We start from the raw sequence: 16,574 nt of genomic DNA, 5'->3' as shown, positions 1-16,574 counted from the left end.
CATCTGCCGTTACGATGACGCCCGCGACCCCGGCCCTTTGTAATCCGGAAACCGCGACAGCATGGCGGTCTTCAGGAACTTGAAGTGCGAGATGCTGACAGCAAGGTCGCGCAACCGGCGCTGGCCGTTTGAAATTTCGGTCTCGAACAGGTCCAGGTGATCGCTGTCGAGCTTCTCCCGCGTAAGATACTCGTCGTCCCCATTGCCGAAGGTCACAGCCGCGCGCGCCAGCACATCGTCAACGCGCCGGGTGAGGCCGGCCTGTTCGGCTTCGGCATTGCTGAGCGCGCTATCGAGGGCCGAAAGGACGTAATCCAGCCGCTCACGATCAGTTTCGGCATCGCGCTCGGCCGAACGCGCCCTGAACTCACGCTCGCCGACAAGGCTGCGAAGATAGTTCTGGGCACGAGCCCGCAGGAACATCTGGAACATGCCGTATCCGGTCCAAGGGCGCGCGGCGGTATGCCGCGCAATGGCGCAGCTTGGCCGATTATGGTGATCAATCGGTTAAGAAATCGGATACGTGATCAGGCAGGCTTGCAGAACATCGCGATCGCCAACTCGATCCGCGTGTTGAGCATGCGCCGGTTGAGGCGATAGCTGTTATCCGCCATCAGCCTGAAATGATCATTGGCGAACACGATACCGAGCAGCATTTCGGACACCTGCTTGATGGGCTGATCGCGCAGCTCGGACCGGAGCGTCACGCGCTTAAGGGCCTCTACCACGTCCCGGGCGCCCAGTTCGAAGATGACCTCGGCGAAGATACCGGCGATATCCGGGGAGAGCAGGCGTTCGCTGATGATCAGCCGATGCAGCGCGATCTCGTCGGGCGCCAGGGCTATATCGACAATGCGCTTCAGGGATAGCCTCAACTGGTCGATCGGCGTGCCTTTGGCTTCCGCGTGACCGAAGCGGACTTGCGGCAGGCTTCGTAGCAGCATGGCGCGGAACAGCTCGCTCTTGCTGGCGAACATCTTGTAGAGCGTTTTCTTCGACATCCCGGCCGCACCGGCGATGTCATCCATGGTGGTCGCCGCGAAGCCCTTCAACGTGAAGGTTGCTTTGGCTACCGTGAGCAGATGCTCGGTGCGTTCGTCGGATGGCGAAGCCGAAGTGCTCGATGCGGCAGGACCCGCTGGCGGCAGACGCGTTGCCTGCGACAAAGTGCCGTCGCGATTCTTCCTCGCACTTGCTGGTGCAACCATTGCGCATCGATTCCGTTAATGGAGGCCGTCTCACAAACGCTTGAGCAGCGACTTCCCCCGCAGTATAGCGCTTGACTTCCCGGAAGGAAACTACCAAGTTTCCTGCACGGAAACTGAAGAGTTTCCACATATTTCCAACGGCGACGTCGTCCGCGATTTGCGCGGATGCCGGACGCCGTTTTGTATTGGTGAACTGATGATGAGCCTTGGATTTGCGCGCCCTTTCGCCCTGGTTGGCTTGTTGGCGCTCACGGGATGCGGCGAGGCGAAGAAGGAAGCTACGGCTCCGCCGGCGCCCGAAGTTGGTGTTCTGGTTCTGAAGACACGGGAGGCGCCGGTCTCCACCGTGCTTCCCGGCCGGGTCAATGCCTATCAGGTCTCGGAAGTGCGGCCGCAGGTTACGGGAATCCTGCAGAAGCGAAACTTTGTCGAAGGTTCGGAAGTGAAAGCAGGCGATCTTCTCTACGAGATCGACCCGGTTCAATATCAGGCTGCGCTCGAAAGCGCGGAGGCTGCGGTTCTGAAGGCGCAAGCCAATCTCGTGAGCGTGCGGCTGAAGGCCGAACGCAAGACGCAGTTGCTCAAGACCAATGCCGCCAGTCAGCAAGATGTCGATGATGCAGTGGCGACCTTCAAGCAGGGAGAAGCCGATCTGAAGGCTGCCGAGGCCAATCGCGATACCGCAGCGATCGCGCTCGACCGCACGAAGGTGACCGCCTCGATCTCCGGTCGCATTGGAAAGTCGTCGATTACGCCGGGTGCCCTAGTCACCGCGAGTCAGGCCAGTGCGCTTACCACGATCCAGCAACTCGATCCGATCTATGTGGATCTCGATCAATCGACCTCGGAAATGGAGCGGCTGCGCTCGCAGCTTCAGAGCGGCCGGTTGAAGCAGCCGGATGGTCGTGTCCAGATCGAGCTGTTGCTGGAGAACAGCAAGACTTACGACCAGAAGGGCAAATACAGCTTCACCGATTCCAGCGTGAATGAGGCGACCGGTTCGGTCAGCACCCGCGCCATCTTCGCAAATCCAAACCGGGCGCTATTGCCTGGCATGTATGTGCGTGCGCGCGTTGTGGCCGGTGTCGATCGCACTGCGATCATGATCCCGCAGCGTGCGGTGTCGCGTAATCCGCTCGGGCAAGCGACCGCCATGTTCGTCGACAAAGACGGCAAGGTCGAGCAGCGCATTATCGAAGTCACTCAGGCGGTCGGCAACAACTGGCTTGTCGAGCGCGGCGCTGCCTCGGGCGATCGCGTGATCATCGACGGATTGCAGAAGGTCAAGCCGGGCGCCAATGCGCGGACCGTCGAGGTGACCGTCGATCCCGCCACCGGCCTGACCCTGAATCCGGGCAAGCAGGCTGACGCGGGCCCCGACGCTGCGCCCATAGCCCGTAAGGAATAACGGTATGTCGCATTTCTTCATCAAGCGGCCGATCTTTGCCTGGGTCCTTGCGATCCTGATCATGTTCGGCGGCCTGCTGGCCATTCTCGGGCTGCCGATTGCCCAGTACCCGCAGATCGCGCCGACGGTGATCACGATCTCCGCGACCTATCCGGGCGCAAATGCGCAGACGGCGGAGAACTCGGTGACCAAGGTCATCGAGCAGAACATGACCGGCGTCGACTATCTGCAATATATGTCGTCCTACTCGACCTCGACCGGCACTGTGCAGATCTCGATCACCTTCAGCAACGAGGCCAATCCCGACATTGCGCAGGTGCAGGTGCAGAACAAGCTGCAGCTTGCGATGCCGCTGTTGCCGCAGGTGGTGCAGCAGCAGGGCCTGCGCGTGGTGAAGTCGTCGTCGAGCTTCCTGATGGTTCTCGGCTTCGTCTCGGAGGACGGCAGCATGACCGCCAGCGACATCGCGGATTATGTGGCGAGTTCGATCAATGAACCGATCAGCCGCGTTTCGGGCGTCGGTCAGGTACAGTTGTTCGGCGCTGAATATGCGATGCGGATCTGGCTCGATGCCGACAAGCTCGCGAAATACAATCTGATGCCGGGCGATGTCACCGCGGCCATCACAGCTCAGAATACCCAGGTGACCGCAGGCCAACTCGGCGGGCTCCCGGCAGTCGATGGCCAGCAGCTCAATGCGACGATCACATCGCAGAGCCGGTTGCAGACAATCGAACAATTCAACGACGTCATCCTGCGGACCAGCACGTCGGGCCAGACGGTTCGTATCAAGGATGTCGCTCGCGTCGAACTCGGCTCCAAGAGTTATGACGCCGTCGCGCGCTACAATGGCAAGCCGGCGGCCGGCATGGGCATCAGCCTGGCAACCGGTGCCAATGCGGTGGCCACATCCGAGGGTGTGAAGGCGCGCATCAATCAGCTCACGGCGAATATGCCGGCGGGGCTGAAGGTGATCTACCCTTATGACACGACGCCATTCGTGAAATTGTCGATCGAGAAGGTCGTGCACACGCTGTTCGAGGCGATCGTGCTGGTCTTCATCGTGATGTTTGTATTCCTGCAGAGCTGGCGGGCGACCATCATCCCGACCATTGCCGTGCCGGTGGTTCTGCTCGGCACCTTCGGCGTACTGTCGATTGCCGGATATTCCATCAACACGCTGACCATGTTCGCGATGGTGTTGGCAATCGGCCTTCTCGTCGACGACGCCATCGTCGTGGTGGAGAACGTCGAGCGCGTGATGGAGGAAGAGGGCCTGTCGCCGCGCGAGGCGACCGAGAAGTCGATGCACGAGATCACCGGCGCACTGGTCGGCATCGGTGTCGTGCTGTCAGCGGTGTTCATTCCGATGGCCTTTTTCAGCGGCTCTGTCGGCATCATCTATCGCCAATTCGCGCTCACCATCGTGTCGGCCATGGTGCTATCGGTGCTGGTGGCGATGATCCTGACGCCGGCATTGTGCGCGACGATTCTGAAAAAGCCCGAGAAGAGTCATGGCCAGAAGCGCGGTTTCTTCGGCTGGTTCAATCGCACTTTCGATCGCACTGCGAGTGGCTATGAAAAGACCACGGGTGCTGTGGTACGGCGGCCCGCCGCTGCCTTGATCGCTTTCGTCGCCGTTGTCGCCGGCATGGTGCTGCTATTCGTCCGGTTGCCGAGCTCGTTCCTTCCCGACGAAGACCAAGGCACGCTCATCTCGCTGATCCAGCTGCCGGTGGGCGCCACCGCCGGCCGCACGCTCGACGTGATCAAGCAGGTCGAGCACCAGTTCATGGAGAATGAGAAGGATACGGTGCAGGGCGTGTTTGCGGTGCGCGGCTTCAGCTTCGCCGGGCAAGGTCAGAATGTGGGCCTCGCATTCATCAGCCTGAAGCCGTTTGCGGAACGTGCGGATCACGCGAAGTCGGCACAGGCCATCGCCGGACGCGCGATGGCAGTCTTCTCGAAGATTCGTGATGCGATGGCCTTCACCGTGTTGCCGCCGTCGCTGCCGGGCTTCGGCAATGCCAGTGGCTTCGACTTCTATCTGCAGGACTCCGGCGGTGCCGGCCACGAGGAGCTGCTAAAGACCCGCAATCAATTGCTCGGACAGCTTGCAGGCGACAAGCGTGTCGCGCAGTCGCGGCCGAACGGTCAGGATGATACGCCGCAATTCAATCTCGATATCGATCAGCCGAAAGCCACGGCGCTTGGCATCAACCTGACCGACCTCAACACGACGCTGTCGGCGGCGTGGGGCGGCTCTTATGTCAACGACTTCATTGACCGCGGCCGCGTGAAACAGGTCTACGTGCAGGGCGACGCGCCGTTCCGGATGGGGACGACCGATATCGGAAGATGGTATGTGCGCAACGGGTCGGGCTCGATGGTGCCGTTCACAGCTTTCGCGAGCGAGAGATGGAGCTACGGCTCGCCGCGCCTCGAGCGTTACAATGGCGTGGCGGCCGTGCAGATCCAGGGACAGGCGGCACCCGGCACCAGTTCGGGCACCGCGATGACCGCGGTCGACGAACAGGTGAAGAAACTGCCGGCCGGCTATACGCATGAATGGACGGGTCTGTCGTTTCAGGAACGGTTGACCGGCAGCCAGACACTTTATCTCTATGCGATTTCGGTTCTGATCGTGTTTCTCTGTCTCGCGGCCCTCTATGAGAGCTGGTCTATTCCCTTCGCCGTGATGCTATCTGTGCCGATAGGTATCCTTGGAGCGCTGGCGGCGGCCACGATGTTCGGGCAGGCCAACGACGTCTATTTCCAGGTCGGTCTACTCACGACGATAGGCCTGTCCGCGAAGAACGCGATTCTGATCGTGGAGTTTGCCATCGAGCAACAGGCGGCGGGCAAGTCGCTGGTCGAGGCGACGTTGCACGCAGCGAGACAGCGTCTGCGCCCGATCCTGATGACCTCGCTGGCTTTCGTTCTCGGCGTGCTGCCGCTGGCGATGGCGACCGGTGCAGGTTCGGCCAGCCAGAATGCCATCGGCATCGGCGTCGCGGGCGGCATGGTCACCGCGACGGCACTCGGCATCTTTTTCGTGCCGGTGCTTTATGTGTTGGTGCAGCGCCTGTTTCCGGGCCGCAAGAAGGACGAGAGGGGCCAGGCGCAGGAGCATGCAGTGGCATCGCCCGCGGAGTAACCGCCTCATGCCGGACATTCCGTCCGGCATATAGCGGTCGCCGGGAAATTCCGGCTATCCTCCCGAAGAATGAGAGAAATGGAAACAGATGCCGCTTCCTTCGGATGACCGCCGCGTGATCAACGACTCCAGCGGCAAGGCGAGTGCTGCGCGGTTTGCGGAAATAATTCGGCCGCGGCTGTCGGTGCCTTTGGTCGCGGCGCCGATGTTTCGCGTGTCAGGTCCGGATCTCGTCATTGCCGCCTGCAAGGCCGGTGTGATCGGTTCGTTTCCCACCGCCAATTGCCGAACCGACGATGAACTCGATGGCTGGATAGGGCGCATTCTCGGCGCGCTCCGGCCGGACGACGCGCCGTTCTGTCCGAATCTCATCATTCGCCGCGAGAGCTTGCAGGATGATCTTGCGACGGTGATCCGGCATGGCTGCGAGATGGTGATCACCAGCGTGGGGCCGCCGGACGCCGTCGTCGCACCACTGCATGATGCAGGCTGCATGGTGTTTGCCGATGTCGCCTCGATCCGTCATGCGAAGAAAGCCATTGCAGCGGGAGTCGATGGGCTCGTCCTGCTGACGGCGGGTGCCGGCGGGCAGACCGGCTGGGTCAACGGTTTTTCGTTCGTGCGCGCGGCTCGCTCGTTCTGGGAGGGGCCGATCGTGCTGGCCGGCGGCGTGTCGGACGGGCAAGCGGTGTTTGCCGCCGAGGTGCTCGGCTGTGATCTCAGCTATATGGGCACCAAGTTTATTGCCACCGAGGAGAGCATGGCGGTGGACGAGTACAAGCAGATGCTCGTCACGTCCGAACTCGATGATGTTCTGCTGTCGCGGGCCTTCACCGGACTGGAAACCAATACGCTGGTTCCCTCGATTGTCGCCGCGGGCCTTGATCCGAAAGATCTGCCGACGGACATGACCAAAGAACGCGCCGATGCGCTCTATGGCCGGCAGGCGACGTCCGGGGTCAAGCGATGGCGCGATGTCTGGAGCGCAGGCCACTCTGTCTCAGGTGTTGCTGCAATCGAGCCCGTAGCGACGCTGGTCGCCCGGACGCGCGATGAATATGAGACTGCGCGTTCAACGACACGTCGTTCGCCTGCGGGGCCAGCGCGCTAGGAGTGAAGCATTCGCGCCCGACGCAGGGTTTCGGACGGCAATTCCGCAAAGTGGCGCTTGTAGTCAAGCGAGAACTGGCTGAAGTGCCAGAAGCCCCACTTCACCGCGATATCGTACACACCGATCTGCTCATCGACGCATCGCTTGAGTTCGCGGCGGACGCGGTTGAGCCGCACCGCTCGGAGGTAGTGGATTGGATTGCTGCCGAGCACGTCCTGAAAACAGTAGTTCAGCTTGCGGCGGCTGGCACCGACGCCCTTGCAGACATCGAGGATCGACATCGGCTCGTCCGGCCGCGCGAGCATCAAGGCGCAGGCGCGTTCGACCAGACGCTTGCGCGCATTGCCGCCGCGCAGGTCGTCGCAAGGCTGCAACGTTGGCAACAGGTCGATAATTTCCGATAGCAAATTGTCTTCGAGATGCTGACGGGCGGCAATGTCGTCCAGAATTTGCGGTGTCTGCGCGACGATCTGGTGCGCATAGACCAGCAACTGCCGGACGCGGTCGATCGCATCCGGGTCCGTCTTCAATTCCCTCAACTGATGCCAGAGGCCGTCGGGCAGTTCGATCTGCAAAGCAGCCAGTGTCTTTTCCATCAGCGCCGCGTCCATCACGACGCCACGCAACTCGAACTCCGGCGGTGTGCACATGTCGACTTCTGCATCGAAGCACGTGATGACGTTGCCCGGCGACATGCAGGCGCCGTTGAAATTGATGTCGGTCTGGGTATTCCACGGTAGCGCGATGCCGAAGCTGTCGGAGCCGAGTAGTCCGTATTGGCGCACTTTCTGGCTTGTGGTTTCCCTGAACACCTGAAGTCCGGGCAGCCGTACCTCGGTGAAAGTGCCGCGAAAAGCGCCGCAACTGATCTGATCGTAATCCAGCCGCCAGCGGCCGAGATTGGCGCAATGCGTATCGACGTCATCGCTCGCGGTGTCGAATAGCCAGGAATCCGTAGCTATTGCAGCGCTTCCACCAGCAGAGACATCAGGAGACAACAACATGCCGGATCCACTCTTGGCCGCTCAATCAGGGTGCAGATGTCAATCTAAGCAAAGCCTATGCCAGTCCCGCTGGAAAGGCATGTGCTGATTTTCGCAAGAATTGCCGATTCTTGATAACGGCCAAATCCGCCCCCGCCGATGATCCCGCATGCGAGCAGGCCCCTAGGGCGGTTCGCTATCATGCTGCGGTGCCATACGAGGTCGAGATGAAGCCAAGTGACGTCATGAGGGGTGCGCCTCCTTCGGCCGAAGCGCTGGTAACCCGCTTCAACTGGCGGAATTATCCGTACAGCCAGTGGAGCTTTCGCAATACGCGGCAGGTGCTGCCGACGGCGGATATCCGACGCTCCTCAACGCCGAGCGCACTGACGTCATCGGTTCGCGATCTCACCACGGTGGCCTTTGTCGCCGACGGAAAGCAGACAACGGTCGCCGAAACGCTGGCGCAGACCTACGCGGACGGATTGCTGGTGATGCAGCACGGCAGGATCGTCAGCGAATGGTACGGCGAGGGCATGACGCCGCATACGCCGCATCTCGTGTGCTCGGTCAGCAAATCGATCTGCGGCACGCTGGGCGGCATCCTCGTCGAGCGCGGTCTGCTCGATGTCGATAAGTCGATCGCCCACTATGTTCCTGAAGTAGCTTCATCGGTCTACGGCGAATGCACCGTTCGTCATCTGCTCGACATGACCGTCGCGATCAAATTTGACGAGGACTACGACGACCCGGATGGCGATGTCGTCAAATATCGCCTCTGCAATGGCTGGGACGTTCTGCCCAACGGCACCGCACAGGGCGACCAGCGCAGCTTCCTTGCGACGCTGCGGCCGAATGGTGGACCGCATGGCCAGGTGTTTCACTATGTATCGACCAATACCGACGTGCTGGGCTGGGTCTATGAGAAGGCCTGTGGCAAGCCCTATGCGCAGATCCTGTCCGACTACATCTGGGCGCCGATGGGCGCCGAGGACGACGCCTATATCACGCTCGATACGCATGGCGCGTCGCGCTCTGCGGGTGGCATCTGCGCGACGGTGCGCGATCTCGCCCGCTTCGGCGAGATGATCCGTAATCGCGGCCTCGCCAATGGAACGCAGGTGGTACCGGGCAACTGGGTCGATGACATCCATCTCAATGGCAATACGCAGGCTTTCGCCAATGGCGATCTCGCTTTCGTATTTCCGAGCGGTCGCTATCGCGCCTGCTGGTACACCATCGATCCCGCACGGCTCGATCTGGCGGCCGTCGGCATCCATGGCCAGTGGATCTACATCGATCCCACCACGGATACAGTGATCGTCAAGGTCGCGGCACAGCCGAAGCCGATGGATATCGCCATCGACCATCGCTGGCTTGCGGCGTTCCGTGCCATCGGCGAAGCGCTGTCCAAACCTACCATCTGACGTTTGCGCATCACCCTCATTGCCTGGAGACCGCCATGTTCAATGATTTCAGCCGTCGTTCGTTGCTCAAGGTCAGCGCCGCCGGTCTTGCCGTAGGAATGATGCCGCGTATCGCGCGCGCTCAATCAAGCAAGGTCATCCGCGCCGTCATGCACGCGCCGCTGCGTGCCACGGATCCCTTGATCAACACCGCATGGACCGGCCGCAACCACGGCCTGAACATCTATGACACGCTGTTCTCCACCGACTCGAAATTCCAGATTCGGCCGCAGATGGTCGAGGCCTATGAGGTCTCCGCCGACAAGCTGACCTATACGTTCAGGCTGCGCTCCGGCCTGAAATTTCATGATGGCGCGCTGGTGACGTCGGCCGACGTGATTCCGTCGCTGCAGCGCTGGGCCAAGCGCGACACCATGGGCTCGCGGATGATGAGTTTCGTCGCGGAGTTGAAGCCCGTCGATGAGCGCACGTTCCAGCTGGTGCTGAAGTCGCCTTACGGTCAGGTGCTGCAGACGCTGGCCAAGCCGTCGAGCATCATGCCCTTCATCATGCCGGCGCGTCTTGCCGCGCAGGCGCCGGATCAGCCGGTCACGGAGTTCGTTGGTTCCGGCCCGTTCCGCTTCATCGCGTCGGAGTTTCGCCCGGGCAACCGCGCCGTCTATGAGCGCAACGCGGATTACATCTCGCGCGACGAGCCGTCCGATGGCCTCGCCGGCGGCAAGATCGTCAAGATCGATCGCTACGAGTGGATCAGCATGCCGGACTTCCAGACGGCGGCGAATGCGCTGATCAACAAGGAGATCGATTTTCTTGAAGCCGCGCCGCACGACATCCTGCCGTCGCTGATCGCCGCAAAGGACGTTACCGTCGCCGACTACAATCCACTCGGCTTCATGTCGGTGGTGCGCATGAACTGGCTCACGGAGCCGTTCAACAAGCAGGAAATCCGGCAGGCCGTGATGTATGCGAGCGACCAGGCCGACTGGCTCGATGCGCAGGTCGGCAATCCCGAATATTATCAGGCTTCCGCTGCAATGTTCGGCGTCACCACGCCGCTGGCGAGCGAGGTTGGCTGGAACACCAAGCCGGATATTGCGCGCGCCAAGGACCTCCTGAAGAAGGGCGGCTACAAGGGGGAGAAGGTCGTGATGCTACAGGGCACGGACTCGCCGTTGCTGTCCGGCTCCAGCACCGTCACGGCGCAGAAGCTCCGTGCCATCGGCATGAACGTCGAGGTACAGACCATGGACTGGGGCTCGCTGCTGGCGCGCCGCGTCAAGCAGGATTCGACCGCCAATGGCGGCTGGTCGATGACCCATTGGGTCACCACCACGACTGAACTCATGAACCCGCTGGCTAGCACGGTGCTTGACACCCGCGGGAAGAATGGCGGCTTCTTCGGCTGGCCGGAAGACACCGAGATCGAAAGCCTGCGCAACAAATTTGCGCTGGAGCCTGAAGCCGCCGCCCAGAAGTCCGTCGCCGAGGCGATCCAGAAGCGCGCCTATGATGTGATGACGCATATTCCGGGAGGCCAGTTCCGTCAGCCGGTATCACACAGCAAAGCTCTCAAGGACATCGTGAGGGCGCCAGCGCCGCTGTTCTGGAACGTCGAGAAGACGGCATAACGTTATGGCGATCGCCGGCGTCCTCCTGAAGCGATCCGTATCGGTCGTCCCCGTGCTTGCGGTGGTCGCGCTGATTGCGTTCCTTCTTTTGCGCTTCTCGTCCGGCGATCCCGTGGCGCAGCTTGCCGGCGATAATGCCGATCCAGCAGCGATCGCCGCGATCCGCGCGCGGCTCGGCCTCGATCAACCATTGCCGGTGCAGTTCCTGCACTGGCTGTGGCGGCTTTTTCAGGGTGATCTCGGCATCTCCATCGTCTCCAATCAGCCGGTCTCGACGCTGATCGCCCAGCGCGTCGGTCCGACATTCGCCGTCTCGCTCACCACCATCATTTTCTCGGTGCTCGTCGGCGTGCCGATTGGTGTACTCGCGGCATGGCGTCGCGGTGGCTGGTTCGATCGTTTCGCCATGTGGACGTCGGTGACCGGCTTCGCCGTCCCGACCTTTGCCATCGGTTATTTCTGGATCTATCTGCTGTCGATGCAGCTGGGATTGTTCCCCGTGCAGGGCTATGCGCCGCTCTCGAATGGTCTCGGTGTTTTTCTGTGGCACCTCGCGTTGCCGACGCTGACGCTCAGTCTCGTCTATGTCGCGCTCATCGCCCGTGTCGCACGCACCAGCCTGCTCGAAGTTCTGAACGAAGATTTCGTCCGCACCGCACGCGCCAAGGGCCTGCCGGAGCCCATCGTGGTGTTCAAACATGCGCTGCGCAATGCTGCGGTGCCCATTGTTTCCATCGTCGGCATCGGCGTGGCGCTGCTGATCGGCGGCGTTGTCGTCACCGAGAGCGTGTTCAATCTGCCCGGTCTCGGTCGTCTTACCGTCGACTCGGTGCTGGCGCGTGATTACCCGGTGATCCAGGGGATCATCATGGTGTTCGGCGGCGCCTATGTGGCGATCAATCTCCTGGTCGATATCAGTTACACATTCTTCGACCCAAGGATCAGCGCGCAATGACCGCCACTACCGTCATAGCGCCAGCGTCTTCGCCTGTCGGCGTCTGGACCTTCGTCTCTAAACTGTTGCGCAACAAGACGATCCTGTTCGGCCTCGGGGTTCTCATCCTGCTTGCGTCGGTAGCGATCTTTGCCAGCGTGTTGTGGACGGTGGATCCGGCTGCGCTCAAGCCGCGCCTGCGACTGCGCCCGCCGAGCGCGGCCAACTGGCTCGGCACCGACAATCTCGGCCGCGATATCTGGAGCAGGCTGATCTATGGAAGCCGTGTGTCGCTGATTGTCGGCGCGGTGGTGGCAGTTATCGCGGTTATGGCCGGCAGCGCGCTTGGCCTGATCGCCGGCATGGTGCGCTGGATCGACAATGTGCTGATGCGCATGATGGATGGCATGATGGCAATTCCCGCGATTCTGCTGGCCATCGCGCTGATCGGCGGGCTCGGCGCCAATCTCGTCACCATCTGTATCGCCATTGCCATTCCCGAAATCCCGCGCGTCGCCCGCATGGTGCGCAGCGTCGTCCTGACCGTGCGCGAAGAAGCCTATGTCGAAGCTGCCGTCAGTATGGGCACGCGGCTGCCGGTGCTGGTTATCAGACATATTGTTCCCAATATTCTTGCGCCGCTGATCGTGCAGGCCACCTATATCGCCTCGTCCGCGATCCTGATCGAGGCCTCGCTGTCCTTCCTCGGCATCGGCATGCCCGACGAGATTCCGAGCTGGGGCAACATGATGGCCGATGCGAGGCTCTATTTTCAAATCAGGCCCGGCCTGATGCTGTTCCCCGGTATCTGCATTGCGCTCACCGTGCTCGGCATCAATCGGCTTGGCGACGGTCTGCGCGACATGCTCGATCCCCGTCTCGCGCGTTCGGTGGGAGGCGTCAAATGAGCGAGCCCGTCCTGGAAGTCGCGGGTCTCACCGTCGGGCTGACGCATGATGCCGAGGCACGCCGTATCGTCCGGGATATCAATGTCACCGTGCCGCTCGGGCAGATCGTCTGCGTCGTCGGTGAATCCGGCTCCGGCAAGTCAGTGACAGCTTTCAGCGTCATGGGCCTGCTCCCTGAAGGGCTGAAGCCTGTCGCCGGCTCGATCAAGCTGCTCGGCGAAGAGTTGATCGGGGCCACATCCGACCGGATGCGCGAACTACGCGGCAGCCGCATCGGCATGATATTTCAGGAGCCGATGACGGCGCTCAATCCGGTGATGACCGTGCGTGAGCAGCTTGCGGAGCTGATCGAATGGCATTCCGAAAAGCGGCATCCCAAGGCCGAAGTCGACAAGCGCGTTCTCGCGGCGCTGGAAGACATGCTGCTGCCCAATGCCGCGCAGATGATGCATGCCTATCCGCATCAGCTCTCCGGTGGTCAGCGCCAGCGCGTGATGATCGCCATGGCGATGCTGCTCGAACCGATCCTGCTGATCGCCGATGAGCCGACCACGGCGCTCGATGTCACGACGCAGAAGCAGATCCTGGTGCTGATCAAGGATCTGGTGAAACGCAAGAATATCGGCGTGCTCTTCATCACACACGATTTCGGCGTCGTTTCCGATATCGCCGATCAGGTCGTGGTGATGCAGAAGGGCGTGGTCGTGGAGAGCGGCGGCGCCGACGCTGTCCTCAAGAATCCCACGCAGCCTTACACACGTCTGCTGATCGATTCCGTACCCAAGGGTATCCGCATGGCGACCGCGGTGCGGGAGCCGATGCCGTCGGTGCTGGAGGTCAAGGCACTGAAGATGACCTATGGCCATCGCGGTTTCCTTGGCCGGGGCAGGGTGACGCAGGCGGTCAAGGAAGCTGCATTCACTTTGGGCCGCGGTGAAATTCTCGGCGTGGTCGGCGAGTCCGGCTCCGGCAAGTCGACGCTGGCGCGCTGCGTGTCGCGGCTGATGAAGCCGACATCGGGCGAGATCAGCTTGCTAGGCACCGATATCGCGCGCGCATCCAACGAGATGCTGCGTCCGCATCGCCGCTACATTCAGGTCGTGTTTCAGGATCCTTATCGGTCGCTCAATCCGCGCCTCTCGGTCGGACGATCGCTGATCGAAGGAGTCGTCAATTTTGGAGCGACGCCCGAAGTCGCACGCGTCAGGGTCGCGACACTGCTGGAGCTTGTCGGCATGGATACGCAGATCCTCGACCGCTTTCCGCATGAATTTTCCGGCGGTCAGCGCCAGCGCATCTGCATCGCGCGGGCATTGGCCTCGGAGCCGCAGATTCTGATTGCTGATGAAGCCGTCTCGGCGCTCGACGTTACCGTGCAGGCGCAGGTGCTCAAACTGTTCGCCGATCTGCGCAGCCGGCTTGGTCTTGCGATGCTGTTCATCACCCACGACCTGCGAGTCGCAGGTGAATTATGCGACCGCATCATGGTGATGAAATCGGGCGAGATCGTCGAAAGCGGCCCGACGGCCGACATCTTCGACAATCCGCAGCATCCCTACACACAGGCCTTGTTTTCGGCAGCCCCAGGCCGGGAGCGCTTGCAATGAGCGTCCTTAACCCTCGACGCTTCCCATCCCCCATGGCGCTAGGCGCCTTCAGGAGTTCTGCCTATGACGGTCATGACCAAGATCGAGAGTGACGCGATCGTTCAGCCAACGGCTGCGCCGGTGCCGTTCCATCCGCTCAACCCGCTGTCGCTGGATGAAATCGGGGCGGCCTGCGATCTCGTAAGGAGAGATGCCAAACTGTCGGCGCGGGCCCGCTTTCCCATCGTGCGGCTGGAAGAGCCGAGTAAGGCTGATCTGCGCGCCTATGCCGGTGGCACGCCGCTTCCGCGCCTCGCCTTCATCGTGGTGCTGGACTCCGCAACCGGCGCATCGACCGAATACATTGTCGATCTCACGGCCAGCAAGATCGTTGATACCAAGCTGCTGCCGAATTCTGAAGCGCCTTACGGCCAGCCGCCGGTGATGATCGGCGAGTTCATGCTGTGCGAGCAGATCGTCAAGTCCGACGAGGGCTGGCGTAACGCGATGCGCCGTCGTGGCATGTCCGACAAGGACATGGAGATGGCGCAGGTCGATCCGTTCTCGTCGGGCTTCTTCGATCGCGATTTCGAGCGCGGTCGCCGCATCGTGCGTGCCGTCACGTTCTTCCGCGAGGACATCAAGGACAACGCCTATGCGCATCCGGTCGAGGGTGTCGTGGCCGTCGTCGATCTGATCCACCAGAAAGTGGTCGATCTGCTCGATGACGAAGTCGTCATTCCGATTCCGAAGAAGAAGCGCAATTACGGCGCCCATGAGAACACCAATCCGCGCACCGACATCAAGCCGCTGAATATTGAGCAGCCGGAAGGTCCGAGCTTCAAGGTCGATGGCTGGAACGTGGAGTGGCAGAAGTGGAGTTTTCGTGTCGGCTTCACGCCGCGCGAAGGTCTGGTGCTGAACCAGCTTGGCTATCAGGACGGTGACAGGAAGCGCTCCATCATCCACCGTGCCAGCGTCACCGAAATGGTGGTGCCTTACGCCGACCCGAGCGCCAATCACTACTGGAAGTCGGCTTTCGATGCCGGCGAATACGGCCTGGGTATGCTCGCCAACGCGCTCGAACTCGGCTGCGACTGCCTCGGCAACATCCATTATTTCGACATCCCGGCGGCAGATGAGCAGGGCAAGCCGTTCACGATGAAGAATGCGGTCTGCATGCACGAAGAGGATTATGGCATCCTCTGGAAGCATTACGAATTCCGTAATGGGCTGTTCGAAGTGCGCCGCTCGCGGCGCCTCGTTATTAGCTTCTTCGCGACCGTCGGCAATTATGACTACGGCTTCTACTGGTATCTCTACCAGGACGGCACCATCCAGTTGGAGGCCAAGCTCACCGGCATCATCCAGACGGCGGCGGTGGCGCCCGGCCAGAAATATGCTTGGGGCGGCATGGTCGACGAGAATCTCGGCGGCCCGACGCATCAGCACTTCTTCAATGTCCGCATGCATATGGACCTCGACGGCGGCGGCAACACCGTGACCGAACACGAATTCGCGCAACGCCCGTGGGGTACGGACAATCCACACGGCAATGCGTTCGATCTCAAGAGCCGCACGCTGGCGCGCGAGCGCGATGCGGCGGCGATCGCCGACGGTCAGAGCGGCCGCTACTGGAAGGTCACCAACCCGAACAGCAAGAACAGCGTCGGCAATCCCGCGGGCTACAAGCTTTCCGTGATGCCGAGCCCGCTGATGCTGGCGCAGGAAGGCAGTTTCGTCCGCAAGCGTGGCGGTTTCGCCACCAGGCATGTCTGGGTGACGGCCTATGATCCTGCCGAGAAATACGCCAGCGGCGATTATCCGAACGTCCATGCCGGCGGCGACGGCCTGCCGCGCTACATCGAGCAGAACCGCAATATCGAGAACACCGACATCGTGTTGTGGCATTCCTTCGGACATACCCATGTCTGCAAGCCGGAAGACTTCCCGGTGATGCCGGTGGAATATGCCGGCTTCATGCTGAAGCCGAACGGCTTCTTCGCGGCGAATCCGGCGCATGATATCGCGCCGGAGCGCGATGGCCGCAGTGTGCTCAGCACCGAGGCGCCGACGGGAACTGTCGCCAGCTCCTGCTGCCACAAGTCCTGAGGCCATGATCGGGAGGCACGCGACATGATCTGCTGCCTCGTGGCCCTGCTTGCGGCGTTGCCCGGTGCCGCGGTAATCAGGCGGATGCGGGCAGGCCGCATAGGCCCCGGGA

At 61.5% G+C, this 16,574-nt stretch carries 12 protein-coding genes; 9 read left to right on the top strand and 3 right to left on the bottom strand.

From position 1 onward, the window contains the following. Positions 1 to 9: 9 nt before the first annotated feature. Both AB8A38_RS14165 and AB8A38_RS14160 read right to left on the bottom strand, forming a co-directional pair. On the bottom strand, positions 10 to 432 hold the full coding sequence (locus tag AB8A38_RS14165) for a hypothetical protein (protein WP_116661170.1): 423 nt from the start codon (positions 430 to 432) through the stop codon (positions 10 to 12). A gap of 95 nt (positions 433 to 527) precedes the next feature. Next, the gene (locus AB8A38_RS14160; RefSeq protein WP_093759430.1) at positions 528 to 1,208 is read right to left on the bottom strand and encodes a TetR/AcrR family transcriptional regulator; all 681 of its coding nucleotides are present in this window, start codon (positions 1,206 to 1,208) and stop codon (positions 528 to 530) included. Between the two features lie 196 nt (positions 1,209 to 1,404). Here AB8A38_RS14160 and AB8A38_RS14155 point away from each other — a divergent pair, with 196 nt between their 5' ends. From AB8A38_RS14155 to AB8A38_RS14145, 3 genes are all read left to right on the top strand, one after another. Then, positions 1,405 to 2,616 (top strand): efflux RND transporter periplasmic adaptor subunit, encoded by a 1,212-nt coding sequence (locus AB8A38_RS14155; protein ID WP_439086371.1) that lies wholly within the window; start codon positions 1,405 to 1,407, stop codon positions 2,614 to 2,616. A gap of 4 nt (positions 2,617 to 2,620) precedes the next feature. After that, positions 2,621 to 5,773, top strand: a complete 3,153-nt coding sequence (locus tag AB8A38_RS14150) for an efflux RND transporter permease subunit (RefSeq protein WP_439086370.1) — start codon at positions 2,621 to 2,623, stop codon at positions 5,771 to 5,773. 88 nt (positions 5,774 to 5,861) lie between these two features. Then, the gene (locus AB8A38_RS14145; RefSeq protein WP_439086369.1) at positions 5,862 to 6,884 is read left to right on the top strand and encodes an NAD(P)H-dependent flavin oxidoreductase; all 1,023 of its coding nucleotides are present in this window, start codon (positions 5,862 to 5,864) and stop codon (positions 6,882 to 6,884) included. On the opposite strand, the gene AB8A38_RS14140 is transcribed toward AB8A38_RS14145, so the two are convergent. After that, positions 6,881 to 7,888, bottom strand: coding sequence for a helix-turn-helix domain-containing protein (locus AB8A38_RS14140; RefSeq protein WP_439086368.1), 1,008 nt, complete (start codon positions 7,886 to 7,888; stop codon positions 6,881 to 6,883). The genes AB8A38_RS14145 and AB8A38_RS14140 overlap by 4 nt on opposite strands. Before the next feature lie 206 nt (positions 7,889 to 8,094). Here AB8A38_RS14140 and AB8A38_RS14135 point away from each other — a divergent pair, with 206 nt between their 5' ends. From AB8A38_RS14135 to AB8A38_RS14110, 6 genes are all read left to right on the top strand, one after another. Further along, entirely contained in the window at positions 8,095 to 9,294 is a 1,200-nt protein-coding gene (locus AB8A38_RS14135; RefSeq protein WP_439086367.1) for a serine hydrolase domain-containing protein, read from the top strand. Positions 9,295 to 9,329: 35 nt separating this feature from the next. Further along, entirely contained in the window at positions 9,330 to 10,922 is a 1,593-nt protein-coding gene (locus AB8A38_RS14130) for an ABC transporter substrate-binding protein (RefSeq protein ID WP_439086366.1), read from the top strand. Positions 10,923 to 10,932: 10 nt separating this feature from the next. After that, positions 10,933 to 11,877, top strand: coding sequence for an ABC transporter permease (locus AB8A38_RS14125; protein WP_439088519.1), 945 nt, complete (start codon positions 10,933 to 10,935; stop codon positions 11,875 to 11,877). Next, positions 11,874 to 12,764 (top strand): ABC transporter permease, encoded by an 891-nt coding sequence (locus tag AB8A38_RS14120; protein ID WP_439086365.1) that lies wholly within the window; start codon positions 11,874 to 11,876, stop codon positions 12,762 to 12,764. The genes AB8A38_RS14125 and AB8A38_RS14120 overlap by 4 nt, the downstream gene beginning before the upstream one ends. Beyond that, on the top strand, positions 12,761 to 14,371 hold the full coding sequence (locus AB8A38_RS14115; RefSeq protein WP_439086364.1) for a dipeptide ABC transporter ATP-binding protein: 1,611 nt from the start codon (positions 12,761 to 12,763) through the stop codon (positions 14,369 to 14,371). Before AB8A38_RS14120 ends, AB8A38_RS14115 begins: the two co-directional genes overlap by 4 nt. Positions 14,372 to 14,443: 72 nt before the next feature. Then, entirely contained in the window at positions 14,444 to 16,462 is a 2,019-nt protein-coding gene (locus tag AB8A38_RS14110; protein ID WP_439088518.1) for a primary-amine oxidase, read from the top strand. Positions 16,463 to 16,574 lie beyond the last annotated feature (112 nt).

It is taken from the genome of Tardiphaga sp. 839_C3_N1_4 (assembly GCF_051811045.1).
Lineage (GTDB): Bacteria > Pseudomonadota > Alphaproteobacteria > Rhizobiales > Xanthobacteraceae > Tardiphaga.
This window is presented reverse-complemented; position numbering and strand designations above follow the sequence as displayed.